Raw genomic sequence first — 24,920 nt, 5'->3', positions numbered from 1 at the left:
AGATTATGATGCCACGCAGACATCAGGCCGCTGCACGCCTGTTCATCGCCGGAGCACTGTGGTTATGCGCAACGCAAACCCACGCAGCAGCACATTATCAACTGGAGAAAGTGGTGGAACTCAGCCGCCACGGCATCCGGCCACCCACGCCGGATAACCGCAAGGACATCGAGGCCGCCACGCATCGTCACTGGACAACCTGGGTCACCCGTGACGGTGAACTGACCGGACATGGTTATGCGGCGGTGGTAAACAAAGGACGCTGGGAAGGTGAACACTATCGCCAGCTCGGTTTACTGACCGCCGGTTGCCCGCAGCCACAGGATATCTATGTCAGAGCCAGTCCGTTACAACGTACCCAGGCGACAGCCCTGGCGTTGGTTGATGGGGCATTTCCCGGTTGTGGTGTTGCCATTCACCGCGTGAAGGAGGAGAACGATCCGTTGTTCCAGACCGAAGCGTTTCCGGCGACGAACACCGAACCGGCAACACAGTTGGCAGCGGTACAGGCCAAAGCGGGGGATCTGGCGGCACGACAACAGGCATTGCAGCCTGCGGTGAGCGCACTGAAGGCCGCGGTATGCGCTCCCGGAACGGACTGCTCTTTTTTTGATAAACCCTGGCAAATTAAACAAAGCAAAAGTGGCAAAACCTATGTTGAGGGTTTGAGCGTGCTGGCTAATATGGTGGAAACCTTGCGGCTTGGCTGGAATGAAAATTTGCCGCTCAGTCAGCTCGCCTGGGGGAAAATCACAACGGCTGCACAGATAACCGAGATCTTGCCCTTGCTGACCGCCAATTATGATCTCAGTAATGACGTGCTTTATACCGCGCAGAAACGGGGTTCCATATTGCTGAACGCCATGTTGCAGGGGGTGGATCATACCCCGGCGTCGATGCCGGATACGCGTTGGTTGCTGCTGGTTGCACATGATACCAATATCGCGATGGTGCGCACGCTGATGGGCTTCAGCTGGACGCTGCCGGGCTATACGCGTGGCAATATTCCGCCGGGAAGCAGTCTGGTCTTTGAGCGCTGGCGTGACACGCAAAGTGGTGAGCGGTTTATCCATGTCTTCTTTCAGGGACAAAGTCTGGACGACCTGCGTCATTTACAGTCAGTCGACCAGGCTCATCCGTTGCTGCGTGAAGAGTGGCGTCAGGCCGACTGCCGTATCACTGACGTCGGTACGTTGTGCCCGATGAAGTCGGCAATCAAGACATTGAGTAAACATCTCGACCCGAGCGCAATCACACCGGTGAGTTACCCGTAAATCCTTGATGAGTGGCAGCAGACTGAGAGGTCTGCTGCTATGTTAACGCAGCGATTTTGCTATTTTTTGTGCGTCAATTTATGTAAATCTGTTATTTTTTGTGTCAACACGGGATTGCTCACAAAATAAAAAATAGTGTGAAGCAGTTAAAATCAAATTGGGTATTTTCACAGAGAATCAGCTCCTGATGGCGTTAAATCCGGGCAGATGAACGATGCTTAATTCAGTGTTTAACACCAGGCTTAGAGGGAATAAAAGGTGAATAACCACAAATAAGGTCTGTCCCTATGCCCGAAAAACATCTGTTAATTAAGAATGCCATTGTTATTGATCCCGCCAGAGGAACGGAATGCCGTCAGGATATCCATATCCTGAATGATGTCATTGCCCCGGAGGATACGCCTGTCAGCGGCACGACTGAGATTATCGACGCTGCCGGTTGCTATGCGTTTCCCGGGTTAATTGATTATCACGCCCATGTATTTTATGGCGGCACCCACAGTAGCGTACCTCCCGATCTTGCCACCCTGCCGCTTGGTGTCACTACCGTGGTTGATGCCGGTTCTGCCGGGAGCGCCAATGTCGAAAGCTTTCTGCGCGACCAGATCCCCCGTAGCCTGGTGCGTATTAAAGCTTATGTCGCAGCGTACCCGGCAGGCCAGCTCTGGCAAGAAGAGAATCACGATCCGGCTTATTTCGACCTCCCCCGATTACAGCAACTTTTCCGCCAGTATCCTGATGTCCTGCTCGGTCTAAAATTGAAAGAAGAACGCGGCATTGTCGGTGAACTGGGTTCCCGTCCGATGATACGTGCCGTTGAGATGGCTGAGATGCTTAATTGTCGTGTCGCCGTGCACATGACTGACCCGGTGCAAACTACCGAACAACTGCTGGAGATATTCCGTGCCGGGGATGTGTTCGCCCATTGTTACCACGGGAAAGGGGACACATTGCTTGATGAACAGGGGCGCGTTAAGCCTGCGGCGCGCCTGGCACGCCAGCGCGGGGTGATCTTTGATTGTGCTCATGGCCGCAATAATTTTTCCCAGCGGGTGGCTCAGCGTGCCGTGGAGGATGATTTTCTGCCGGATATCATCAGTAGCGATCTGTCATCAATGACGTTACACCGTGCACCGGTGTATGGCTTGCCTTGGGTGATGTCGAAGTTTCTTGCGCTGGGTTTGTCGCTGCACCAGGTGGTTGCCCGCTGTACCGCCCGGCCTGCGGCCTTACTGGGAATGCAACAACAGATAGGCACCCTGGCGCCGGGCAGTTATGCCGATGTGGCGCTTTTTCGGCTTGAAAATCGTTCGGTTACCTTTACCGATGTCCATCAGCATACCCTGACAGGTAGCCAGTTGCTGATGCCTCAACTCACCCTGAAAGCAGGCGTTCCCTTGTGGCGCGCTGCTGACTTTTACTGAGGTCATCTCTATGCAATCTCCATGGTTACGTATTGGCGGTACGCTGATGTTGGGTATGTTTATCTCTTACATCGACCGCACTAATCTCTCCGTTACGCTGAAGGACGTGGCTCAGGATCTCGGTTTTAGCGGAGCTGGGTTTGCCACCACCTCAAGCCTGGTACTGACGGCTTTTCTCATCGGTTATATCGTTGCGAATATTTCCGGCGGTATCTTCACCACCCGATTTGACCCTAAAACCATTGCGATCGGTATGATGGCACTTTGGTCTTTGGCTACCCTCACCACCGGCCTGGTCAGCAGCGTGGCCTTTCTGGTCGCCTGTCGCTTCGTGCTGGGAGTGGCGGAAGGGATTTACTGGCCGCAGCAATCCCGCTTTGTGCGGCTGTGGTTCTCCCCGGCAGAACTGACCCGCGCCAACAGCCTTATCCATTATTACGGCCAGTTTTTAGCGCTCGGACTGGGATTTATCATCCTGACACCGCTACACAATATGATGGGCTGGCGTAATCTCTTTTTCCTCTGTGGCGGCATTGGATTACTTGTGATGGTGCCGCTCTATGCTCGCGTGCTGTTGAATACGCGTGATGCGCCGTTGCAGCAGGCGCAGGTGGCCCCGCGCAAAGTGCGTCTGACTCGTGAGGATTTTGGCGGCATGTCGTTTGTGTTGTTGATCATCACCTATCTTACGCAGGGGATGTTGTTCTGGGGGATTACGCTCTGGATTCCAATGGTGGTGACATCCCTCGGCTTCACCGGATGGAGCCAGGCATTTGCCAGCGCGCTGCCCTACCTGCTGGCCGTATTGCTGGCTATCCCTATGTCATGGCTGAGTGACAAAACCGGTAAGCGGATTTTAATCGCCGCATTGGGTCTGCTTATCCCTGGCGCGATGTTGCTATTGTTGCCGTGGGTCGAGAGCGCCGTGGTGAAAATGACGTTGATCACCCTGGCAATGGGCTATTACGCCAGTAGTTTTACGCCGAATATCTGGTCGATCATCCAGTCAAGTGTGCGTCCTCATGCGGTGGGGGCTGCATCGGGCATCGTCAATGGCATTGGTGCTGGTGGTGGCGGTACGCTGGCAGGTTTCATGGTCGCGATTCTGTATGCGCGTACGGGAAGTTATATGTCAGGCTTCACCTTGCTGGGTGCACTGGTCATCATTGGTGGAATTTCTTTACTGAGCTTTGGCTGGTGGCGGCAGCGGCACCCCGTGAGTCTGGCGCAGGTGGCACCGTTTTAACGGTGACATGCTGGCGGGCTTAAGGTCCGCCAGTGCTTGTCCCATTATTGTTCAATGACCAGGTATCTCTTGTTTAAAAAGTAAGGTGGGACATAATTATCCCACCCCTTGCAATAGCAATATTGCAGCAGACTCGAGGTATTCAGTGCTCCCGCCTTCTGACAACAACGTATTCTCACGATTTTCACCACAACACTTATCCTGCCGGTGCGGGCAATTTTTTGATCATCGAGTATGTTGCTGTGGTAAACGCTATCAATATCTTTAATCAGATCCCGGTCTGTACACCCGTTTATTTTATCAGAAGGGATGTTGAAGTAATTGCAGGCTCGGTCATTGGCATAAACGTATCGGGATGAGTGATCTTTTACCGCCCATCCCAGCAATGAATTTTTGAAGTAAAATTCCATTTTTCTCAACCAGTTATGACGATGTGGCCTTTTTTGAGGAAAAACTGAGGAATATAGTTATCAAATCTACTGGTTCTGCAAAAATCAACTAATGTCGCGGATGAGTTTACACCGGTTTTTCTGAAGGAGCTTCTCAGCCTCCCGTTCACGGCATCTACAGAAATGCCAAGAACATTACTTATCTCCTTAAGGCTGAGATTACAAAGTAATAAATACATTACTTCCCATTCCTTTTCTGTAAAAATATCAGGTGGAGTTTGAAAAGTGGCGTGTTGATTCAGCTTGCCATTTAATAATGATATAGGTGTAAGGATATTAACGTGTCTTACGCTTATTATTGTGTCTATGCATGTGCCGCTTTCGTCATAAAGTGGTTCCTGAATATTATAAACCGGCTGCATTATCTTTTCACGACCCTGAATATGCGTCGTGATGGCTCTTTAAATAGTTCCTGTGCTTTCTACAAACCTTTCCTGCTGCTCAAATATATCGGCAAATTCAGCGACTGGTACCGGAACGTCGTGGATCTTACGGCCTTCGTCATCATAAGAGGTGGCGATAGTTTGCCAGATCTTGAATGCTTTATTTACATAGACAAATTTTGAGGTACGGTCTTTTATCGCCCAACCTACCACGGTGTCATTTTCAAACATCTGAATTAAATTATGGGGTATTGATAATGATTTCATCGATTTTGTCTCTCCGTTGACATAGAACTACATAAATCCAACCCTACCTGAAGTCAACCTTTCACATCTGTACCGAAACGGCATACGTTTAAGCTGAAAAAGCAGCATCAGGGAAAAACTAGTAAAAAAACAAAAAAAGGAAGTGAATTCGCCCATCTCTGTTTTGGAAAAGGGCTTTTTTCTGAGGAAATAAATATGCGGATTGTCAGGAGAAGGTTGACTGGAATCAGACCCGGTGCCATCCGTGGCACGGTAGGGCTTAAAGCGCTTTTTTTAGTTCAATACGTTTAACCGGACCAACGATGACCACAAAGCTGAAAATGGCGATGAGCGCATGGATCGCAACGAATACCAGCGCCCATTCAAAATGTCCTGTGGCTTTTACGATATAGCCAATGACAACCGGAGAAATGATGCCTGCGAAATTACCACACAAATTAAACAACCCACCGGCGACACCTGCCATCTCTTTCGGGGCGGTATCTGACATCACTGCCCATCCCAGTGCGCCAATGCCTTTGCCAAGAAAAGCCAGTGACATGAATAAGACAACCAGGTAAATCGAGTCGACATAGTTACAGAACACCATCACCATGGAGAGCAGCATACCGAGGACAATTGGCGTTTTACGTGCGATAGACAGTGATTTTGTGATGCGTAAAATACGGTCCGAGATCACACCGCCCATCAATCCGCCCAGAAACCCGCAAATTGCCGGGATGGCCGCAATAAATCCAACCGTTTTGATATCCAGCCCCTTATCCATTGCCAGATAAAGCGGAAACCAGGTAATGAAAAAGAACGTCAAAACGTTGATGCAATATTGACCAAGATAAATCCCTAATAACATGCGATTAGTGACCAATTGCTTGAAGGCGCTGATATTGAATGCGGAAGCTGTCTTTGACTTACCCTGATCCATATCCACCAAGGCGCCGCCTTCACGGATATACTCAATCTCTTCGTCATTCACGCGGGGATGGTTCAACGGATTATGGATGACCCTGGCCGCAGAGAAAGTAATGATGATACCCAACAGGCCCATAAAGATAAAAATAGATTGCCAGCCATAATTCAGTGTCAGCCAACCCATTATGGGTGCAAAAATCGCCGTCGCGAAATATTGCGCCGAATTAAAAACTGCGGCGGCGGTAGCTCTTTCTTTAGAGGGAAACCAGGCGGCGACAAAACGACTGTTTCCTGGCATGACCGGCGCCTCACACAGGCCAACCAGAAACAGGAGAACGGTGAAACAGATGATGGCAGTGGAACCGTGGAAAACTTCCACAAAACCCTGCAATAAAGTAAACACTGACCACAAACACAGGCCGCAGAGATAGATTTTTTTTGAACCGAAACGGTCCAGTAACCAGCCGCCGGGAATCTGTGCCATACAGTATGCCCAGGCGAATGCTGAGAATACCCATCCCATCTGACCAGGGTTAATTCCCAGAGAGGTGGTCATATCTTTACCGGCAATTGCCAGCGTGGAGCGATCGCCAACACTCACGGCGGTTATGATAAACAGAATAATAACAACATGCCACCTGACATTGGTTTTCCTGGCATGAACAACATCGCCGACTTCATTGACTTGAGCCATCTGGCACCACCTTAAACTTGATAGAATTTTAAAAATGTAAATAATGAATTCTTCAAGTCAGGGATGCCTGGAATAAATTAATTATTTACACTGGAAGAATGCAGGTCGCTTTGCACATATCAATCCTGATTTAACGTTGTTATTTATTTCTCCACCAGAAAACGATAAGGTTTAGCCTGGCACAAGGCAATGTGCATTTGCATAATAAAGTTATTATTTTTTTCAGGTATTTACGGCATTTTAAAATTTGTTTGAAGTCGATCAAATATTTTATAAATATTAACTGTCTGTCGGGATTTAAATTCGCCACCAGATGTGGCGAATTTAACCGTTATTATCGATATTCAGAAACAATTAATTCATATTTTGGTCGGTTGCACACCCCATCTTATATTTCCAGCCAGTCCATCATACCTTGTGCCGCATGACGACCTTCGGCCATCGCCGTCACCACCAGGTCTGCACCGCGCACCGCATCACCGCCAGCGAAAATTTGCGGATTGCTGGTCTGGTAACGGTAGGTGCTGTTAACGTTGGCGGCAATGCGGCCACGGGCATCCAGTTGAACATTCTGGCTCACCAGCCAGGGCAGGGCGTGAGGATTAAAACCAAACGCCATAATCACGATATCGGCAGGCATGACAAACTCGCTTCCCTCAATCGGCACTGGCCGACGACGGCCCGTCGCATCTTGCTCACCCGGTTGTGTACGCAGCAGACGGATACCGCAAACCTTGCCACTGTCGTCCAGTTCCAGTTGCACCGGCTGTACGTTGAATTCAAACGCTGCCCCCTCATCATGTGCGTTTTTCACCTCCTTCCTGGAGCCAGGCATATTGGCCTCATCGCGACGATACGCACAGGTCACTTTATTCGCCCCGTGGCGTAGCGCCGTGCGCACGCAGTCCATCGCGGTATCTCCTCCTCCCAACACCACGACGTTCAGACCGGCGGTGTTGATAAATGGTTGTCCGGCAGCGGGTGGCAGCCCCATCAATTGTCTGGTATTGGCGATCAGGAAGGGGAGTGCATCGCAGACACCGGGGGCGTCTTCGTTAGGCAGGTTTGCCTTCATCGAGTTATAAGTTCCGACGCCAATAAATACGGCGTCATAGTCACTGAGCAATGTCTCCAGCGCGATGTCTTTGCCAATCTCACAGTTCAACTCAAAGCGGATGCCCATAGCGCTGAAGATCTCACGCCGACGCGCCAGTAACGCTTTATCCAGTTTAAAAGAAGGAATACCAAAGGTCAGTAAACCGCCGATCTCCGGGTGGCGGTCATAAACTGTCGCGCTTACGCCGTTGCGCACCAACACATCCGCGCAGGCCAGCCCGGCTGGACCCGCGCCAATAATGGCGACGCGTTTATTCACCTGTTGCACCGTGCTTAAATCGGGCCGCCACCCCTGCGCCAGTGCCTGATCAGAGATAAATCGCTCAATATTGCCGATGGTAACTGAGCCATATTCGTCGTGAAGCGTACAGGCACCTTCACACAGGCGGTCCTGCGGGCACACGCGACCGGTGATTTCGGGCAAACAGTTGGTTTGATGTGAAAGCGCCACGGCGGCGGCGATATTGCCTGCTTTCACTTGTGCTATCCATTGCGGAATGTGGTTATGCAGGGGGCAGTTCCACTCGCAAATGCTATGCTCGCCACAAGCGAGGCAGCGCAGAGCCTCACGTTGTGCCTGCTCTGCACGAAATGGCAGGTAGATTTCCTCAAAGCTTTGTTGGCGCATTACCAACGGGAGTTTGTCTGCTTCTCCCCGTGGCGACGATGCTTTCATTTGCCGTACTTTGGCATGGTCAGATACAGGTGGCAGCACAGCAACCTGGTGCCAGGGTTGCGCCTCCTGACTGGCGGCACGCAGGCGGCGTGATTGCACCAGTTTGGTCAGGGTAACGTTATTCACCTGTTGCAAAGCATGCGTAGGACAATTTTGCGCACAGGCCGGCCCATCCCTGCGTTCAAGGCAGAGATCGCATTTGTGCGCGGTGGCTTTGCCAGTGGGGGTGATTAACACCTGAAGGGTGCCAAAAGGGCAGGCGATGACACAGGATTTACAGCCGATACACAGCTGCTGATTAACCTGCACGGAATCATTGACGCGGCTGATTGCGCCATTTGGACAGCTACGGGCACAGGGCGCATCTTCACAATGATGACAGGTGACAACGTTACGCTGTTGTTGATGTTTAATCACCGTAATACGAGGAGTGAACTGCTCAGGGGTTAACGCATGTTGCTCATCATTATGAGCCATGACACAGGCGACTTCGCAGGCTCGGCATCCGATGCATTGCTGGCTGTTTGCCATCATAAAACGGTTCATGACAACCTTCCTGATATCCATTTAAATTTTATGGTTATTAAGGTTATCCGCAACACCTGCCACTGACAATGTTCATTTGCCCATATTGGTCTTTCGGTAGCAGGATATTAACGCCGCGCCTTTAGTTACAACAACCTAATAATTTCCGTTAAAATACGCCTTCGGTCAGCAGGAAACTTTTCCAGATTGTGAGACGCAGGGCATCTTTCGCCAGTGTCACAAACCAGTGTTTTTTTTGTACCCCCTTTTGCCTGTTGTAACTAATGTCATCGGGAAACCGCAAAACATTGGCATTTCCTGTGTAGCTGTTTGCTATGACCACTTTCCATATTTCGGTGCCGACCGAAGCATCGCTTTCTGTCGGGCATAAACTGACGCCATCTTAATGATGGAGTGTTGAAATGATTGCGGTTCTTTTTGAAGCAGAAGCCTTACCCGCTGCCCAGGCGCGCTATTTGCAACTCGCCTCCGAGTTGAAACCCTTGCTGGCAGATGCGCCAGGGTTTATCACCCTGGAAAGGTTTCAGAGTCTGAATAATCCCGAAAAGATACTTTCCCTGTCATGGTGGGAGGATGAGACGTCGGTGGCCCGCTGGAAAGACAATCTGATGCATCAGTCTGCCCAGGAAGAGGGTAAAAGTTCGATTTTTGCGTTTTACAGAATTCGCGTTGTCCACGTATTACGGGATTACTCGTCAGATCAGGAGTCGCTACAGCATGTATGATATTCACGTTGTTCTTAAGCATACCCCCGGCTCACTGGCTGCTTTTGGGAAACTGTTGGGTAAAAATGGTGTTGGCCTGGAAGGGGGAGGGATGTTTGCAACCGCCGAAGAAGGGCATGCTCATTTTTTGGTTGAAGACGGTGAAAAAGCGCTTCAGGTACTGGCTGACGCAGGCTTTGACGTCAGGAACATTTGTCGTCCATTGATCAGAAAATTACGCCAGGAACATCCCGGAGAACTGGGGGCAATTGCCGATGCAATTGCCCGTAGCGGTGTGAATATATTGGTACAGTACAGCGATCACAGTAATCGGCTTATTCTTGTCACTGACAATGATGAACGGGCCGCCGAAGTAACGCGAGAATGGGAAACACCCCCTGCATGAACCTGTTGAATATCGCATCTGATGACTTGCCGGAGAGTTCGCTGGAACAATCCATGTCAGCCGTTGCCGCCGCCATAGCTGACCCGTCGAGGGTCAGTATGCTCTGCGCGTTAATGGATGGGCGCGCCTGGACCGCGACCGAACTCAGTGCGGTGGCGGGCATTGCGCCATCCACCACCAGTGGTCATCTCTCGCGGCTGCTCAGTAACGGGCTAATCCTCTGCCTGACACAAGGGCGACATCGCTATTATCGCCTTGCCGGACGTGAAATTGCCGGGCTATTGGAAACGCTGATGGGCGTGACGATAACCCCCGGCACGTCAGCGGTATCACGAACACCGCGGCATCTTCGCCATGCCAGAACCTGCTATGACCACCTCGCAGGTGAAATCGCTGTGAAGATTTACGACTTTATGCAGCAGGAAGGCTGGTTGGAACCCGGCGGTGCAGCACTGACACCTGCGGGCAAAACCCATTTTTTGCATCTGGGCGCGGTGCTGAATCCTTTATCCCGGCGTAAAGCTTGCTGTGCCTGCCTCGACTGGAGCGAAAGACGCTTTCATCTGGGAGGGGATGCCGGTGCGGCACTGCTGACGCTGTTCCGGCAAAAAGCATGGATAACCATCACGCCCGGATATCGGGAGGTGATCTTCACCGCCAGGGGCAAAATTGCGTTACAGCGGCAGTTTGGGGTAATGAGTCCGTGAATGTTTTATACGTTATTCAGGCGTTTTGCGTCGGGGAACATCAGACCAAAACAGGTGATACCATCCCGGCTTTCAACCCAGCAGCGTCCCTGGTGCAACTGCATGATTGAGTTGACGATTGACAGTCCCAGCCCGCTGGAATGCGCCGAGTTGTTACGGGAAGGGTCAGCCCGATAAAAACGATCAAAGATCCGCTCCTGGTGTAAGGGGGCGATCGTCTCACCGTGGTTAATCACCTGGATACTCATCCCATCAGACAGAGCTTCAGCAATCAGATCAATTTTGCTTCCTGCGCGAGCGAAACGCACGGCGTTTGACAGCAGGTTTGCCAGCGCTCTACGCAACAGCATGGCATCGGCAAATACCTTACCGCTGCCGTGCGTCCGGAGGGTCACATCCCGGTCGGCGGCCAGATCTTCGAAATAGGCGCAAATCCGCGCCATCTCTGCACTGATATCGATATCGCTACACTGGATGACCTGGTCAGGTTGTTCCGCCTGCGCCAGAAACAGCATGTTGTCGATCATCCGTGACATGCGCTGTAACTCCTCAAAGTTCGACCCCAGCAGTCGCTGATAATAAGCGTTATCCCGAGTCGCACTCAGCCCGACTTCCGTCTGCCCCAGCAGAGTAGTAATGGGCGTTCGCAAGTCATGTGCCATATCCGCACTCACCTGCTTCAATTGCTGAAATCCCCGTTCCATACGTTCCAGCATGGCATTCGTCTGGTCAATTAACGTATCCAGTTCAGTCGGGACATCGTTCTTATTCAGCCGGAAGGAGAGGGTCCTGGTGCCAATCTGCGCCGTACGATCTGCTAACCTGCGCAGTGGCGAAACCCCACGACGGGCAAAAATAACCGCGAGCACCACGGATATCACCGCCATCAACGATGCGAAAAATAAAATATTATTACGATACTCGGCAAGAATATGGGTTCTGTCGCTTAACACCCGTGCTGTCAGAATCTCCAGTGGTGGCAAATTATTCGTCGAGGGGCTGATGGCGGCCATGTAAATCATCGGTGTCCCATCTGCACTGTCTGCATGATGCACCGCCTCCAGTGAGAGTTTTTGACCGGCGGCAACAGGGGTAGCGACAGGAATTGCGCGCTGCATTGGATTCACTTCCAACAACGTTGCACCGTCAACATAGCGGATTACCAGTAGCGACTCGGTGTTGCCCAGCATATTGGCAAACAGATGCGGTTTTTCGCGGATCAACTGGCGCGCGTCGAGATTTTTCAACAAGGTGCTGATTTGGTCAATGCGGGACACCAGCGCCGCGTCATCGCGCAGGGAGAGCTGATGTCGGAGTGCATAGTAAAGCGCACTGCCCATTACCGCCGATGCCACGAAAGAAAAAGCGGCTAACAATAGCGACAGGCGAAACGTGAGCGAGGCGCGCTTCATGCCTCGACCTCGCAACGGTAGCCAACACCATGCACGGTATGGATCAACCGTACCGGGAAAGGATCGTCAACTTTTTGTCGTAATCTGCGGATGGCGACATCCACCACATTGGTATCGCTGTCAAAGTTCATATCCCAGACGCGGGAAGCGAGGAATGTGCGCGAGAGCACCTGACCGGGGTGTTGCAATAAACACAGCAGCAGCTTGAACTCTTTATTGGTCAGCGTGATACGCTTACCTGCACGCTCACAGCGAAATTTCGCCACATCCAACATCAAATCCCCCAGCGACAGGACTTCTTCCGCTTCCGCTATCGGTTGACCTCGCCGTAAAATGATGCGGATCCTCGCCAGCAGTTCAGCAAAAGAGAATGGCTTAACCAGATATTCGTCGGCCCCCAGTCCTAACCCACGCAGACGATCTTCCAGCGTACCGCGTGCGCTGAGAAACAGCACCGGCGTTTGATTGTGGGCGCGCAGACGCTCCATTACCGTCCAGCCGGACATCTCCGGCAGCATGACATCCAGCAGAATCAGGTCATAAACTTCTTCCCGCGCCAGGTGAAGACCATCAATACCGTTCGCCGCCCAGTCAGCGGTGTAACCCGCTTCATTGAGGCCATTCACCAGGTAAGCTGCCGTTTTTGCTTCGTCTTCGATAATGAGGATTTTCAAACGATGGCAATCCCGTAACAAGGAGAGAAGAGGGTACGAGGCGCACCCCATTCGCGTCATTATAACTTAGTAGCCTGGGACGTGAGCGGCTTTCATAATCAGGTTGGCCACCGCGACGGGCTGTGAAATCAACGATACATGGCTGGACTTGAGTTCGATAGTTTGTGCATGCATACGCTTCGCCATAAAGCGTTCTAAATCCGGGTTGATGGTGCGGTCTTCGGTTGATACCGCATACCAGGTTGGTTTGTCATGCCAGGCCGCCACCGTGGTTTTTGCCTGGGTGATGGCTTTACCGATCGGCTGCTGTACTGCGTAGTATGACAGGGCTTCTTTTGTCGGCAGGTCCCCGGCAAAATCATGAATGAAAGCTGATTCGGTTAACATACCATAACCGTCATTATTCCACTTCAGGCCCGCCGAGGCCGGTGCCGCCGGGTATTTTTTGGTCAGCGCCGGGTAATCTTCACCGGCTTCAGGGGCGCGGGCGGCAATATAAACCAGGCCTTTGACTTCTGGCTCATCACCCGCCTGGCTGATCACCATACCGCCGTAAGAATGCGCCACCAGAATAACCGGGCCGTTCTGCTGTGCCAGCGCGCGTTTGACGGCGGCAACATCATTATCCAGCGAGGTTGTCGGATTTTGCACCGCCGTAACGTGCAAACCTTTCGCCTGCAATAGGGGAATCACTTTGCCCCAACTGGAACCATCGGCAAACAGGCCGTGGACCAGAACGATGTTCTTCACTTCCTGTGGTGCCGTGGTGCTATCCGCGTGAGCAGTGGCGCTACACGCCGCCATGACCAGCGATGCGATGGCGGAGAGATGACGTAATTTCATGATTTATCCTCAAATTCAACAAAGGTGTTCATGCGCCAATCTATCCGCCTGGGACCAACAACGTGCTGACAAGAAGATGACAAAAAAATGACAAACCAGCCGTCATCACCGTCCCGATGGTTTTATCCGTGCCAGTGCATCCTGTAACCGTTCCTGGCTTTCGCTATCGTGTGAGGTGCTTTCATCCCAACGCGTATGTGATGCCTGTAACTGCTGACGCACCTGCATGGGAGCCTTAATGCGCTCCAGTGCAGCGATCGTGTCCCGATAACCCTGCTCACTCCACGACTGAACATTCTCTGCGCTAAAGCCCAGCAGGTCTTTCGCGCCACCCAGCGCCCCTTGATTACGGCGTAACGTGGTTCGCGGCCTGATTTCGAGGATCGTGGTGTCAGGAAATGAGTGGCGATCCCATAATGAACTGTCACTCAGATGGGTAACGATTATGCAGTTACAACCGGCTGCAACCAGCGGCGTGACCGGGGTGTTGCCCTGTACGGTGCTCCACCCGCCCATCCCGCCATCACTGTAACGCTTGCCGTTAATCTCGCGTGGTTTGAACAACAACGGCAGAGCAGCCGAAGCCAACAGCGCCTCCTTTTGCAGCGCTGTTGGCAGCGCCTGCACGAGTTGAAATTCTGAGGCATTGGTTTCACGCACCCCAACTTCAGCCAGTAAACAGCGCAGGATATCGGCAATACCCCCGTCCGTTGGATACAGAGAAACATGCAACGGAATGCCGCTCGCTAACTCGTCGGGTGCCAGAAACCGGTTCATCAACTCCATCAGCGGCTGATCCGACAATAAGGATTCATCCTGCTGGAGAGTGCTCAGCCTGGAGACGCCCAGTTGTGCCATCAAATTGCTGACCAACCAACCCATTTTGCCTAACACCGGGGTTAGCCCCATAGACAGACCAAACTGGGTGATAAAGCGCAGATAGATCGATTTATTCAGTTGCAGAACGTTGTTGCTGCCTAAGTGTTGCCATATCTCCTGCAGGCGCGCGGCACCTGCATCCAGCGAAGGAGACGAGGCGAGAATCGCGCCATTCAGCGCACCAATACTGGCACCGGCAATCACATCCACCTGGGTACCGGATTCAGCAAGGGCTTTGACTACGCCGACCTGATACGCACCAATGGCACCACCGCCAGAGAGGGCAAGTCCTACCTTAAGTGTCTGATTCATGTGTGCTCCTTGCTAAAGACTTCATCGACCAGGGTATCGGCAATACGTTCTGCTGAACAAATGCGTGGAATGCGCAGCGGCAATGCGGCTCCGGGTTGCGTCACTGCCCGGCACATCGGCTGACGCACATCGGTAGTCCAGTCAGCCAGCCAACTGAGGGTTTCCGGCCAGTCAGGGGTTTGCAGCGTATCCTGTTGCCAGCTCAACCAGTTACGGATGTCATGGCGTGCGTGGCCATTCCGGCCATAATCCTGCGCCATCTGCGTCAGCACACGATTTTTTAGCGTTTCGATCAATTGCTGACTTTGTTGCACCTCACCGTCGCGAATCACCTCGCCGAATGCCCCCCAACGCAACTCCTCCAGCGCGACGTAGCAACGACTGGCGATGGGAATGGCGGCATAACGGCCTGCGCTCCACTGAGAAAGGACGCGATCAAGATGCAACTGACCGCGCTGAACGCTGTCGATACGCTTCAACTGTTCATCGTTGTTTGCCATCCACAGATGGACTTTGTCGGACAGTTCGAGCAGTAACTCGCGCGTATCCGCAGAATAATGGGCGATGTTGGCCGTGTCCTGCATCAGGGCATTAACCCGATCGTTCACCTGCGACACGGCGAAATTGGTTTTAGCCTGAGAAAGCGTCAATTCTGTCAACCAGGTGAGCGAAGCCTGCAATCCGTCATGCACAGCGGCATTGATCGCCTGCTGGCGTGCCGCAGACTGACCACTTATCCCCTCTTTAAGCCGCTGGAAAAAGGGACGGTTTTGCTGATGGCGCAGATGATCATCAACCACATCAAGACCGTTGGCGAAATCCACGATAAACTTTTCGGGAATACTCTCCAGTACCTGGCATGCCTGCATCTCGGGAAAACATTGTTTAAATAGCGACATCAGAAAACCATCCCCAGTTCGTCTTTTAACGCTTTGGCGTCACGCATTAATTCCGGCGTCAGTTGTTGCAGCTCCTGCAAGCAGCGGGTCAGTTGCAGCCGTTGTTGCTGATCAGCACGTTGATCCTCGGTGCTTTGGATCAGCGTATTGCGCAATTGCTCCACTTTGCTTCTGAATTGCTCAAGGAACTGGTTGATTTCGTTGATAATCGGATTAATGATTTGTGCCTCGATGTGGCTTTCCAACTCCGCAAAATATTGATCGGTATGCGTGGTGATCTCTTCCCTTATTTTTCTGACATCCGCCTCGGCATGCACCACATCAACGCTGAAGTCCTCCCAGCCCCAGTCACTGGAATCAAACCAGCCACACACGGTACCCCATACCCCATCAGCACGACGACGACGGGATTCACGGATTTTTTTGGCTTCCAGCAGATGAGCGATGCGTGTTTGCACCGCCAGATTGGCTTGTAAATGGGCAACCTCGGGGAACGCGATCGTCATCGAGAAACCCTCCTCGCCAAGGCGCGTATTGATTTGCTGCGCGATGCCTGCCACGGCAGACATGGCGTTACCCTGGAAACTCTGCTCAATGCCGGAAACAATGGCGTTCAGCCGGGTTTTTACCTGTTCTTCAATCGGGGTGAGTAACGTCTTCATCGCGTTTTCGACGTTGGTAATAAAATCTTCAGCTTGTTTGCGGCTGCTGAATTTAACTATCGGCTGGCGGGGATCAAAGTCTCTGCCATCGGCATGGCCCTGCGCAAAAAAGTGCATAAACGATTCGGTTGGCGAGGCAGTACGTTGCTGTCGGGGATCGCGTTCGTCCCGTAACTTACCTTCACGAAAATAGTAGTCAATCTCATCCGCCAGTTGCTGCTGCACGTTATCGAGCAACTCAATCGTCTGTTGTTCAATACGATGTTTGGCGGAGGTCACATCCTCAGCAATAGCATGCTGGATCGAAGTGATTGCCGCGCTGTCGGTGAGCAACGCATCAATTTGCTGCTGCAAAGCGTCCACGTCAGCGTTGAGTCCCTGATGACGAACCGCGAGATAAGCGCTGACCTCTTGCGCATTTTGCACCAGCCTGGCCACCGCAGAATCGACGGCCAGCGCGGCAGCTTTGTTATGTGCAGCCTGAACCACTTCGGCAATCAATTGATCAAACAAAGATTTCTGCCAGATCCGCTCAGCAATACTTAACGTTTGTGCCTTATCCGTAAGTTGACTTTCATCCCACCATTGCCCCCAGGCAAGTTGAGCAAAATCAGCCACCCAATGTTCATCGGAAGAGAGTTGGCCGCCATGATTGAGCGTACTCCGTGCGCGGTTTGCCAGATAAGCCTGCCGCGACGATCCCGGATAAACCTGTTCGGCGCTCAACATATGTTCCTTAAACATCAACGGAACCTGGTGTTTCACCGTTTCCGCATCGTCGCTGTGGCGATCTTTCTGATCAAACTTATTCACCAACACAAAAAGACGTCCTGCCGCGACGGCGGTGAACGCATTCAACTCGTTGCGTACTTCCTGGTCGGCCAGCGAATTTAATTGTGTGTAATCCAGCACCGCCAGCACCGCTGAGGCCTTTTGCAACTGCTCGCGCATCATCGCCTGGATATGCGGTTGACCCGCCTCATTAGGGCCTGGGGTATCCAGCAGGGTGAGGGTGCCCTGGCTGTCATCCATACCGGTTAAATGGCTAAATTCCACCTCAATCAGCGGTAATTCGTGGAATTCATTAAACGCGTCAAAAGGAAAAGTCACGTTCAGCTTACCGGATAAACGCACCAGATCATTCAGATGGTTCAGGAAGGAAAAGATGGCCTCTTCCCCTTGATAATTGTCCTGTAGCCAGTGCTGATCGCGGATAACATTAAGCAGCCTGCTCTTCTCGTCATCTTTCATCAGGCCGAAGAGGCCTTTTCTCGCTTTATCACCGGCGGTTTTTCCCTTTAACTCAGCCAGCAGCGACCGCAGCACCTCAGTGTTACGCACGGTTAAATCCGGGGTAATCTTACCTGGCACATGACGGATGAGGGTCGGTACCGACGTCATTGGCGTATTACGGTTAGGCAGAATTTCTTTGCCAACAATCGCGTTAATGGTGGTGGATTTACCGGCTTTCATGGTGCCGACAATCGCCAACACCATCTCTCTTTGGGCGATTTTTTGTTGTTCCCCGACCAGTTCTTCTCTCTTCTTCGCCGCTTGCTGGCGATCAAATAACTGTTCCTGGTCACCCGGTTTTGTCTCTGGCAGCATCTGAGGTTCATCGGTCATCTTGTGCAACAGATCAATATTCAGTTGCAACAAGCGACTGGCTTCATCACAAAGCAGAGCGATGGTGGTTTCGTGCATATCTAACCCTTGTAAACGTTAACTTTGCGCAGCGGGGAAAAATTCGGTGCGGCATCGAGCATTGACTGCATGACCTCCCGGCCAGTGGCATCCCCTTGTAGTGCACTGACGGGAAAAGGATTGCCATGCAGTTGGGCGCGTAAATTGTCCCAACGCTGGCGTAAAACCTGCCAGTGGTGTTCGTCGTAGGTGCCTTTGAAAATAACCGGGGAGAAATTAATCGTCGGCAACGCTGCCCCGCGTTTACCTGCGGCCAGTGCCTCGTCCAACAGTTTGTGCCACAGGCTATTTAAACGATCGACCCGGCCGATTTGTTGTTCTGCCACACCGGGATTCCACTCCAGATGCAGCATAATCACCGTGCGGCAGGCCAAATGGAGGTTCAGTCCCTCCCTGGCGACCCGCGACTGAGCCACCAGCACACCAGGTCGACTGTGCTGGCGGTTAAAGGCCAGGTTGAGGAGATTACGGGTCGCCGTTGAGGTTTTGCCGTCCATCAGTCGGGCAAAGCCACTTTCGCGTCGGCTGAACTCCTCCTGAAGAATCTCCAGCACCCGTTGCCAGCGTTGTTCCGCCAGTTGGCTCTCATCTTCATCCTCGTCAACCGGCTCGATATGGTCACGGTTGCGTGCCGCGTTCACCAACTCGCCAAAGGCTTCAGCAAGATGTGAAGGTGAACGCCGCTCCTCTGCGGAACCGGTGAGTGCGTAGAGCGCATTAGCAACGTTGGTCAAATCATTGGTTTGCCGCTCAAGCGCCACCGATTGCTCAAATACCGTGAATACCGCTTGCAGGCTCAGGTCGTTGCCAGCAGCAATGCCTTGTTTCAACAGGGAAAGGAGATGACTGCGCAACGAACGTCGCTGCTGTTCGAGTTTTTTGTACTGTTTACCCAGTTGGTCGTCGATTTCACGCTTGTTTGCTTCGCCGTGATACAACTGACGCCAGGCATGTTGGATGGCAAGCCATTCATCGGCATGCACTTTTTCCTGTGGCCAGTATTCTTTACCCGCCGCCAGCGTGCGTAACATGGCACGCGCATTCAGTAACTTCGTTAAGGCAGACATCGGCTGGGTAAAACGACCAAACACCAGCACCTTTTCCCCACTGTCCCAGACCGCTTCGACGGCTTTTACGGTCGCCAGAATCGCAGGGTGGTTAAACAATGAACCGCCTGCATCCGCCTGCATGGCGGCACTCAGCCGCTGCTGCCACCACGCCGCGCGTTGCTGGCGTTTGTCGTCCAGCACAACGGCGGGTTCCTTCTCATCTTCGTCTTCCTGAGGATGATTAAGCAGTGAGGAGATGCCATGACCGTTGCCGAAGGTCAGCCGTACCCGTTTGGCGCTGCTGTTTTCATGTAATCGACTGACAAAGGAGAGCGCTTCTGCGGCACAGACAGCCTGTTTCCAGTTCATCGGCAGGGTGAAGGTATCCACCACGATTTCCTGTTCACGCCGGTAAGCCTGTCCGGCATGTTGATGGAATTTTTGCACCAACTCGTCTTCACGTTTGTCACGCCGCAGCAGATAAGGGGCAAGCACCTGCTCGAAAGCGGCAGCGGCCTGACGATAGCGTTGCTGTACCCGACTGTCGGCATAGTCATGGCGAATCTCTGCCACCGCGGATTGATACTCACCAATCACCGGCAGCAGGGGTGTCGCGTTAACCTCAATGCGGCTCAGCATCTGCTGCCATTGATGGCTGTCCAGCTCAATCGGCGTGGCACTGATCGCCAGACGGCGGGCGTCGTGAGCCGGTTGAATCACCTCTTCCAACAAACGGTTGAGGCTGCTGTCTGATCCCCGACTTTTGTGAGCTTCATCGACAATGATTAACTCAAAGGTCCCCAGCCCCAATCCGACACTGGTCGCAAGCTGGCGACGTTGTGGCGAACCGACCGCATAGTTTTGCTCGGAATATCGGGGCTGATTACCCACCTCTTTGACCAGCTGATTGATTCGCTTGCGGGCTGGATGTGCTGCGGGCAGGCGGCGGATCGCCTGGCAAATCAGTCGCGCCGCCTGGCTGAGTTCAGGGGTGGATAATTGGGGACAATCGGTTTTGTCACGCCAGCGGTGAACCACCGCCGGAAGCCATCCCCAACGCCATTCAAGGCTGTTCCTGCCCAGACGCCAGTTGGCCATCGCATGAGAGATCATCAGGCAGGGTTCTTCAAACCAGGGGCGTGAAGTCGCCTCCGCCTGCCAGGCCGCTTTGTATTGCCGCAGGCTTAACAAAGGCGCACCCGGCGTAATGCCTGAGACCTGCAACTCTGCACGCCAGTTGGCCGCCAACCCACCGGGGATCAGTATCGCCACCCGGCCTCCTGCAGCCATAACGCATTGGGCCAGCGTGGTGGCAATGCGAGTTTTGCCCATACCCACTTCATCGGCCAGAATCACGCCGTGCTGCTCAATTCTTGCGGCTATCGCCAACAACGTCGCTTTCTGCCCGGCATTTAACGCGACGTCGCTCTTCACCACCGCGCGCAGTGATTGCGCCACCACCGGCCAACCGGCGAAACTGTTATTCATTGGCTGTCTCCGTAAAGGCGTACAGATCACTGACACCCCAGGCCGTTTCGATACGTCGCAGCATCTGCAAATAATCCTGACCCGGTAAGCTGTCGTCATTTTCGGCAAACGCCGGACGGAAAGGCGCGGCTTTTAACGCACTCAACGGGTTAATGCCCAAATCGGTGAAACGGACCAGATCGGCGTTGCCGCTGGCCTGAAGCAACGTTTGCTCAAGGCTACGGCACCAGTAAAGCCATTGATCTTCACTCAGACGGGTCTGACACTCGGCAATCCCTTCGATCAGGGACATCACCTGGCGGATCGGTTGTGAAGTCAGTGACATGTCCTCGGGATGACTTTGCGGCATGTCGGGGAGCAGGCCAGCTTGCTCACCCTCCGGGTCAACAACATCAAGGTCAGGTGGTTGGGGGAAATGGGTTAACTGCCAAAGCACCTCATCGAGGTTCAGTTGGCGCAGCGGCGTGGCGGCAATACGACCCAGTTCATCCATAACCGGGATATCCGCCCCGAAGCTAACCCCCTCTGACTGCCAACGGATGCTCACGCTGCGTGGCATTTCACCCTGCCAGACAAACCCCTGCGTCACTTCAGGGCAGGGCACGCCCGCCATATCCAGCACGGTGATCGTTATCTGCGAAGCAGAGGGTGGGGAAAGCAGCCCCTGATTCCCCGCGCCAGGTTGCCACAGCAACCCACTGATGGGCGGTGCATAGTGAGGAGGGCGTTCAGTCATCTCCTCACCAGCCTGCAAGGGAATTGACAGATCGTCACAGTCGCTGTCGGATTGAATGGGCAGCAACCAGCTCAAGGTGTTCTCTGCTGGCTGTTTCCCGGCGGAGGTCTTCGCCAGGCGGTCAGGGCAAAAGAACACCCCCGCCTCCAGATTACCCACGGCGGGTTTCATGCGTTGCATAAACCCCGGTCCGGTGAGGTTGCCGGATCCCAGATATAACCAACCGCGTGTCAGCATGTCGCTCACGCTGCGATGATTGGCACTGAAAATGAATTTGGCATGCAGCGTGCGCTCAACCTGGCGGAGTTGGGCGGGCGGCCTGATGGTCATGCCCTGTGCTTGCAAGGCTTCGATACGCTGGGCGACGGCCTGGCAGGCGTACGGATTAACGTACAGATCAATCTGCGCGCTATGGGTTAATGCCGCCGTTTCCTGCAACAGTTGCACAATTTTTTCTGGCACCAGCGGCGCCGAGCCGTTACCGCCTTCATAGAAGCCAGACCCCATCGCCAGATAATTACGCTTTCCCTGTCGTTCCGCATCGGAAAGCCAGCGCTTGAGTTGGCTAAACAGCGATGTCCTGCGGTTATCCACCAACCGTGGGGTGCCCCTGGCGTATTTGCGGCATTGGCTGAGCCAGGACTCCACTTCCCGCCGTGCAAGGCTGCTGAGGGTAGGTTGATCATTGATGGTCAGAGAAAGCAGTGAGGTATCACACCAACCGGCAATCTCATCAAAGAGCGTCTGTGCAGCCCGGAAATCGGCACAGCTTTGCCGCCATGCCTCTCCCGGCTGATGCAAGGCTTCCGCGGAAAGGTCGAGGCACCAGACCAGATCGAGACTCTCCTCCAGGGATTGCCGGGTCCAGTTGCCGGTGCTGACCAACAGCCGCAAGCGCCAGCCATGCTGCTCGTCATGGGGTTTGAACCCGAGGATCGCGACTTTGGCATGGAGAAGATTAAGTGGCGGTGCGGCAGACATCTGACAATGCATCACGCCGGGCACCGTCAGCGGCGAAATAAACCGATTGCCCGCATCCAGAAACAGCGCCAGCTTGATATGTCCGTGATGCGCACGCGCTGCCTTATTCAGACCGGTGAAGCGATCCAGCGCCGACTCCAGAAAATCCTCGCTGGCTGAATAGCCGCACAACCAGCCGAAATGCCCAGTGTAGCCGCGAGGCGCATCAAAGTAGTCGACCAGTGACGGGGGCAGTTTTGCATAACCGGTCATGCGACTTTCCCCTTATCGAGCCAGGCCGACAGCTCACCATGCAGGTCCAGATTGAGTAAAAAAAGATTGTGCATCCGCCTGGAGAGATGTTCGGGCCAGAAGTCCTGCGCAGATGGCGGTTCCACCACGTCCTCGTCCTGGTTCGTGTCAGCAGCGCTATTTCCCCGAAAGGCGTTACCGGGTTCAATCTGTTCAGCGTTGAGTTTCAGGATATGGCCATCGCGCTTCACCAGTGCGCGCAACACGGCTGCGGGTGGCTGGTCACACTCATGGCAGAACTGCCTGGCCGCCGCATCAGGATGCTGCAACAGCAAAAATGCCTGTGCGCGCTGGCGCAAATGCTGTATCGCATCCAGCAGAGGCGGCGAAAGAGGGGAGCGTAAATCGTGACATACACCGGAACGGTGTTGCGCCATCTCGACTTCGAGACGTTCCAGCAGTTCCAGCGCGGCAGCGCGGGTGGCAAAAAAATACGCGCCGGCTTGCAAATCATGCCAGTGTTCAACGGTAATCTCTGCCGGACGCTTTTCCCAACGGATGCGCGCGGGGCGTGACTGGCGCAGCCGATCCATCCAGGCCAGAGCAGCACTGCGCCGCTGGCTATCCGTTTCGCTCCCCGCGTGTTGCAGTTGGCTTCGAATCAGCTGACAGGCATCCGATGACAGCGCTTCGTACGAGGGCTGCACCGCCCTGGTGGCTATCGAGTCTGGGGCGGCGATCCAGCGGGTGAACAACGCCTGTTGCCCTTTATCCAGCCTGAGCAGTTGTTCGCCTGTGGCGGTGCAGTCAAACGCGTTAAAGCTGCGTTGTGGAGTGACAAAACCCAGCGCGGGTAACGCCTCAACCGTCCCCATCCGCATTGGAATGGTGACATAAAATGTCCGTTTCCGGGCAGCGTTAAACGTCAGGTCTTTGGCATGCAGTTTGCGAATCTTGTTAAAACCGCGCAGACGCGCATCTCTCTGTTTTCCCTCAACATATCCCTTCCAGCAGCTTAGCGCCTCAATCGCGTTCGCCGCTTCAATATTGCTGGTGCCGTTATTTAACTGGCGCGCAATCCACACGCCCTGTAAGGCCATAACGATTTGCCGGGCAAACCACACCCCGCCGAGGCCCGGTACGGCAAGCTGATTGAAACGTGCGGCTATCTCGTTCAGTTGCAGCGTGCGGGTTCTGCGGATGGAGGGGACAGTGGCAGGCGCACACAAGCCCCAGGTCATGCTGTTCATCGTATGGCATCGCCTTCTGTCACGGGTTGGCGTTGTACATGACTTACCGCATCACCAAATGCCGCCAGAAACCATTGCAACATGGCGCTATCAACCACGGTGGCGGAAATCTCCAGCCGGTCGGGCGGGATTTCGCGATGGGTCTGGTCGATCGACAGCGGGGACTCAAGCAGATGCAGCCCGGCCGCCCGGTCAATTTCAAAAGTCAGGTAGATCTGATGGCCCTCACCAAAACCAAAACGGCCATCATCATCATATTTTTTCAGGTTGAACCCCGCAGGCCGCTCAAAGCTGAAGGTGCTGACGCTGGCCGCCAGAATGCGGTTTAGTGCCAGGCTGCGTTCATTGTCGTAACCGTCAAAACGGCACACCAGATACAAACGCGGCCCTTGCTGCGCCAGACCCAGCGGCATGACCTTGTTTTTACTCTCGCGACCTGCTGCGTTACGGTAGGTCAGTTTTAGCCAGCGATTGAGATACAGCGCCTCGCTCACGGCTTCAAACACCCCCTCCGCGATGGGGGGCGGCAACAGTGGCTGACTGGTTGCCACGACGCGGACCTTATCTGGCCACTCCGCTTCGAGACGGCTTTGTCCACTGGCATGCAGATTGCGTTGCGCCTGGGTAAAAAAGCCGGTCATGGATTTGATCAACCGGGTCGGCAGAATGGGTTTGAGGTGCGCTTCCGCCATCGCCAACAGCAGCGATTCCTGCGGGTTTAACACCGGCAGCGACACGCCGCGAGAATTCTCTAACCAGCGATAACCATAGGGGCGATTGCGTAAGTCGCATTCAATATCAAAATGGTTACACAGCATCTCCAGATGGCGCTGGATGGTGCGCAGATCGCGCTCAATGCCTGCATGACTTAACTGTTCATGCAGTTCGCGGGCGGTAATTTTTCGGCCGCGCGGAATGCGTCGCAATAACTCGATGGCCAGCAATGTGGTTTCTATTGTCTCGGGTCTTTTAGCCACGTTTGATTCCCTGTGTTATTTA

21 protein-coding genes are annotated in these 24,920 nt (G+C 53.4%); 6 read left to right on the top strand and 15 right to left on the bottom strand.

Features of this window, described 5'->3' with window-relative positions:
- Positions 1-5 precede the first annotated feature (5 nt).
- The 3 genes from AC6I8N_RS24185 (at position 6) to AC6I8N_RS24175 (ending at position 3,944) form a co-directional block, all read left to right on the top strand.
- Complete coding sequence (locus AC6I8N_RS24185; protein WP_497831202.1) at positions 6-1,274, top strand: histidine-type phosphatase; 1,269 nt, start codon at positions 6-8, stop codon at positions 1,272-1,274.
- 287 nt (positions 1,275-1,561) lie between these two features.
- Positions 1,562-2,698, top strand: a complete 1,137-nt coding sequence (locus AC6I8N_RS24180) for a metallo-dependent hydrolase (protein WP_497831201.1) — start codon at positions 1,562-1,564, stop codon at positions 2,696-2,698.
- Between the two features lie 10 nt (positions 2,699-2,708).
- Positions 2,709-3,944, top strand: a complete 1,236-nt coding sequence (locus AC6I8N_RS24175; RefSeq protein WP_208727344.1) for an MFS transporter — start codon at positions 2,709-2,711, stop codon at positions 3,942-3,944.
- A 44-nt stretch (positions 3,945-3,988) separates the two neighbouring features.
- Here AC6I8N_RS24175 and AC6I8N_RS24170 read toward each other — a convergent pair whose 3' ends face one another.
- The 5 genes from AC6I8N_RS24170 to aegA all read right to left on the bottom strand — a co-directional run bounded on the left by AC6I8N_RS24170 (position 3,989) and on the right by aegA (position 8,984).
- Positions 3,989-4,354: a PAS domain-containing protein gene (locus AC6I8N_RS24170; protein WP_497831200.1), complete on the bottom strand. Its 366-nt coding sequence runs from the start codon at positions 4,352-4,354 to the stop codon at positions 3,989-3,991.
- Positions 4,355-4,359: 5 nt separating this feature from the next.
- Positions 4,360-4,755 (bottom strand): helix-turn-helix transcriptional regulator, encoded by a 396-nt coding sequence (locus AC6I8N_RS24165; RefSeq protein WP_497831199.1) that lies wholly within the window; start codon positions 4,753-4,755, stop codon positions 4,360-4,362.
- A gap of 39 nt (positions 4,756-4,794) precedes the next feature.
- Entirely contained in the window at positions 4,795-5,043 is a 249-nt protein-coding gene (locus AC6I8N_RS24160; RefSeq protein ID WP_497831198.1) for a hypothetical protein, read from the bottom strand.
- A gap of 259 nt (positions 5,044-5,302) precedes the next feature.
- Positions 5,303-6,646 (bottom strand): MFS transporter, encoded by a 1,344-nt coding sequence (locus AC6I8N_RS24155; protein WP_021185531.1) that lies wholly within the window; start codon positions 6,644-6,646, stop codon positions 5,303-5,305.
- Positions 6,647-7,034: 388 nt separating this feature from the next.
- Entirely contained in the window at positions 7,035-8,984 is a 1,950-nt protein-coding gene (gene aegA / locus AC6I8N_RS24150) for a formate-dependent uric acid utilization protein AegA (RefSeq protein WP_497831197.1), read from the bottom strand.
- Positions 8,985-9,385: 401 nt separating this feature from the next.
- On the opposite strand from aegA, the gene AC6I8N_RS24145 reads away from it, so the two are divergent.
- From AC6I8N_RS24145 to AC6I8N_RS24135, 3 genes are read left to right on the top strand one after another with little or no spacing between them, the layout of a single operon-like run.
- Entirely contained in the window at positions 9,386-9,709 is a 324-nt protein-coding gene (locus AC6I8N_RS24145; RefSeq protein ID WP_497831196.1) for an antibiotic biosynthesis monooxygenase family protein, read from the top strand.
- Complete coding sequence (locus tag AC6I8N_RS24140; protein ID WP_497831195.1) at positions 9,702-10,094, top strand: amino acid-binding protein; 393 nt, start codon at positions 9,702-9,704, stop codon at positions 10,092-10,094. Before AC6I8N_RS24145 ends, AC6I8N_RS24140 begins: the two co-directional genes overlap by 8 nt.
- Positions 10,091-10,801, top strand: a complete 711-nt coding sequence (locus tag AC6I8N_RS24135) for an ArsR/SmtB family transcription factor (protein WP_497831194.1) — start codon at positions 10,091-10,093, stop codon at positions 10,799-10,801. The genes AC6I8N_RS24140 and AC6I8N_RS24135 overlap by 4 nt, the downstream gene beginning before the upstream one ends.
- Before the next feature lie 5 nt (positions 10,802-10,806).
- Here AC6I8N_RS24135 and AC6I8N_RS24130 read toward each other — a convergent pair whose 3' ends face one another.
- From AC6I8N_RS24130 to AC6I8N_RS24085, 10 genes are all read right to left on the bottom strand, one after another.
- Positions 10,807-12,213 carry a heavy metal sensor histidine kinase gene (locus AC6I8N_RS24130; protein ID WP_208727349.1) on the bottom strand — a complete coding sequence of 469 codons (1,407 nt, stop codon included), beginning with the start codon at positions 12,211-12,213 and terminating at the stop codon, positions 10,807-10,809.
- Positions 12,210-12,887: a heavy metal response regulator transcription factor gene (locus tag AC6I8N_RS24125; protein WP_208727112.1), complete on the bottom strand. Its 678-nt coding sequence runs from the start codon at positions 12,885-12,887 to the stop codon at positions 12,210-12,212. The genes AC6I8N_RS24130 and AC6I8N_RS24125 overlap by 4 nt, the downstream gene beginning before the upstream one ends.
- Positions 12,888-12,953: 66 nt before the next feature.
- Complete coding sequence (locus AC6I8N_RS24120) at positions 12,954-13,730, bottom strand: alpha/beta fold hydrolase (protein ID WP_497831193.1); 777 nt, start codon at positions 13,728-13,730, stop codon at positions 12,954-12,956.
- Between the two features lie 105 nt (positions 13,731-13,835).
- Positions 13,836-14,921, bottom strand: a complete 1,086-nt coding sequence (locus AC6I8N_RS24115; protein ID WP_497831192.1) for a patatin-like phospholipase family protein — start codon at positions 14,919-14,921, stop codon at positions 13,836-13,838.
- Positions 14,918-15,823, bottom strand: a complete 906-nt coding sequence (locus AC6I8N_RS24110) for a diguanylate cyclase regulator RdcB family protein (RefSeq protein ID WP_497831355.1) — start codon at positions 15,821-15,823, stop codon at positions 14,918-14,920. The genes AC6I8N_RS24115 and AC6I8N_RS24110 overlap by 4 nt, the downstream gene beginning before the upstream one ends.
- Positions 15,820-18,186 carry a dynamin family protein gene (locus AC6I8N_RS24105; protein ID WP_497831191.1) on the bottom strand — a complete coding sequence of 789 codons (2,367 nt, stop codon included), beginning with the start codon at positions 18,184-18,186 and terminating at the stop codon, positions 15,820-15,822. The genes AC6I8N_RS24110 and AC6I8N_RS24105 overlap by 4 nt, the downstream gene beginning before the upstream one ends.
- 2 nt (positions 18,187-18,188) lie before the next feature.
- Positions 18,189-20,723: a helicase-related protein gene (locus AC6I8N_RS24100; protein ID WP_497831190.1), complete on the bottom strand. Its 2,535-nt coding sequence runs from the start codon at positions 20,721-20,723 to the stop codon at positions 18,189-18,191.
- Complete coding sequence (locus AC6I8N_RS24095; RefSeq protein WP_497831189.1) at positions 20,716-22,692, bottom strand: hypothetical protein; 1,977 nt, start codon at positions 22,690-22,692, stop codon at positions 20,716-20,718. Before AC6I8N_RS24095 ends, AC6I8N_RS24100 begins: the two co-directional genes overlap by 8 nt.
- Positions 22,689-23,921 carry a hypothetical protein gene (locus AC6I8N_RS24090; RefSeq protein WP_497831188.1) on the bottom strand — a complete coding sequence of 411 codons (1,233 nt, stop codon included), beginning with the start codon at positions 23,919-23,921 and terminating at the stop codon, positions 22,689-22,691. Before AC6I8N_RS24090 ends, AC6I8N_RS24095 begins: the two co-directional genes overlap by 4 nt.
- The gene (locus tag AC6I8N_RS24085; protein ID WP_497831187.1) at positions 23,918-24,898 is read right to left on the bottom strand and encodes a helix-turn-helix transcriptional regulator; all 981 of its coding nucleotides are present in this window, start codon (positions 24,896-24,898) and stop codon (positions 23,918-23,920) included. Before AC6I8N_RS24085 ends, AC6I8N_RS24090 begins: the two co-directional genes overlap by 4 nt.
- Positions 24,899-24,920: the final 22 nt, after the last annotated feature.

This window comes from Pantoea sp. X-Soil-TKNS-1279, assembly GCF_059730565.1.
The sequence above is the reverse complement of the archived record's forward strand: the minus strand, read 5'-3'. Positions and strand labels throughout refer to the sequence as shown.

Bases quoted from the DNA above. Each gene is read 5' to 3' on its own strand.
- AC6I8N_RS24185 (WP_497831202.1), top strand. From the start codon at position 6: ATGATGCCACGCAGACATCAGGCCGCTGCACGCCTGTTCATCGCCGGA.
- AC6I8N_RS24180 (WP_497831201.1), top strand. From the start codon at position 1,562: ATGCCCGAAAAACATCTGTTAATTAAGAATGCCATTGTTATTGATCCC.
- AC6I8N_RS24175 (WP_208727344.1), top strand. From the start codon at position 2,709: ATGCAATCTCCATGGTTACGTATTGGCGGTACGCTGATGTTGGGTATG.
- AC6I8N_RS24170 (WP_497831200.1), bottom strand. From the start codon at position 4,354: ATGGAATTTTACTTCAAAAATTCATTGCTGGGATGGGCGGTAAAAGAT.
- AC6I8N_RS24165 (WP_497831199.1), bottom strand. From the start codon at position 4,755: ATGCAGCCGGTTTATAATATTCAGGAACCACTTTATGACGAAAGCGGC.
- AC6I8N_RS24160 (WP_497831198.1), bottom strand. From the start codon at position 5,043: ATGAAATCATTATCAATACCCCATAATTTAATTCAGATGTTTGAAAAT.
- AC6I8N_RS24155 (WP_021185531.1), bottom strand. From the start codon at position 6,646: ATGGCTCAAGTCAATGAAGTCGGCGATGTTGTTCATGCCAGGAAAACC.
- aegA (WP_497831197.1), bottom strand. From the start codon at position 8,984: ATGAACCGTTTTATGATGGCAAACAGCCAGCAATGCATCGGATGCCGA.
- AC6I8N_RS24145 (WP_497831196.1), top strand. From the start codon at position 9,386: ATGATTGCGGTTCTTTTTGAAGCAGAAGCCTTACCCGCTGCCCAGGCG.
- AC6I8N_RS24140 (WP_497831195.1), top strand. From the start codon at position 9,702: ATGTATGATATTCACGTTGTTCTTAAGCATACCCCCGGCTCACTGGCT.
- AC6I8N_RS24135 (WP_497831194.1), top strand. From the start codon at position 10,091: ATGAACCTGTTGAATATCGCATCTGATGACTTGCCGGAGAGTTCGCTG.
- AC6I8N_RS24130 (WP_208727349.1), bottom strand. From the start codon at position 12,213: ATGAAGCGCGCCTCGCTCACGTTTCGCCTGTCGCTATTGTTAGCCGCT.
- AC6I8N_RS24120 (WP_497831193.1), bottom strand. From the start codon at position 13,730: ATGAAATTACGTCATCTCTCCGCCATCGCATCGCTGGTCATGGCGGCG.
- AC6I8N_RS24115 (WP_497831192.1), bottom strand. From the start codon at position 14,921: ATGAATCAGACACTTAAGGTAGGACTTGCCCTCTCTGGCGGTGGTGCC.
- AC6I8N_RS24105 (WP_497831191.1), bottom strand. From the start codon at position 18,186: ATGCACGAAACCACCATCGCTCTGCTTTGTGATGAAGCCAGTCGCTTG.
- AC6I8N_RS24100 (WP_497831190.1), bottom strand. From the start codon at position 20,723: ATGAATAACAGTTTCGCCGGTTGGCCGGTGGTGGCGCAATCACTGCGC.
- AC6I8N_RS24095 (WP_497831189.1), bottom strand. From the start codon at position 22,692: ATGACCGGTTATGCAAAACTGCCCCCGTCACTGGTCGACTACTTTGAT.
- AC6I8N_RS24090 (WP_497831188.1), bottom strand. From the start codon at position 23,921: ATGAACAGCATGACCTGGGGCTTGTGTGCGCCTGCCACTGTCCCCTCC.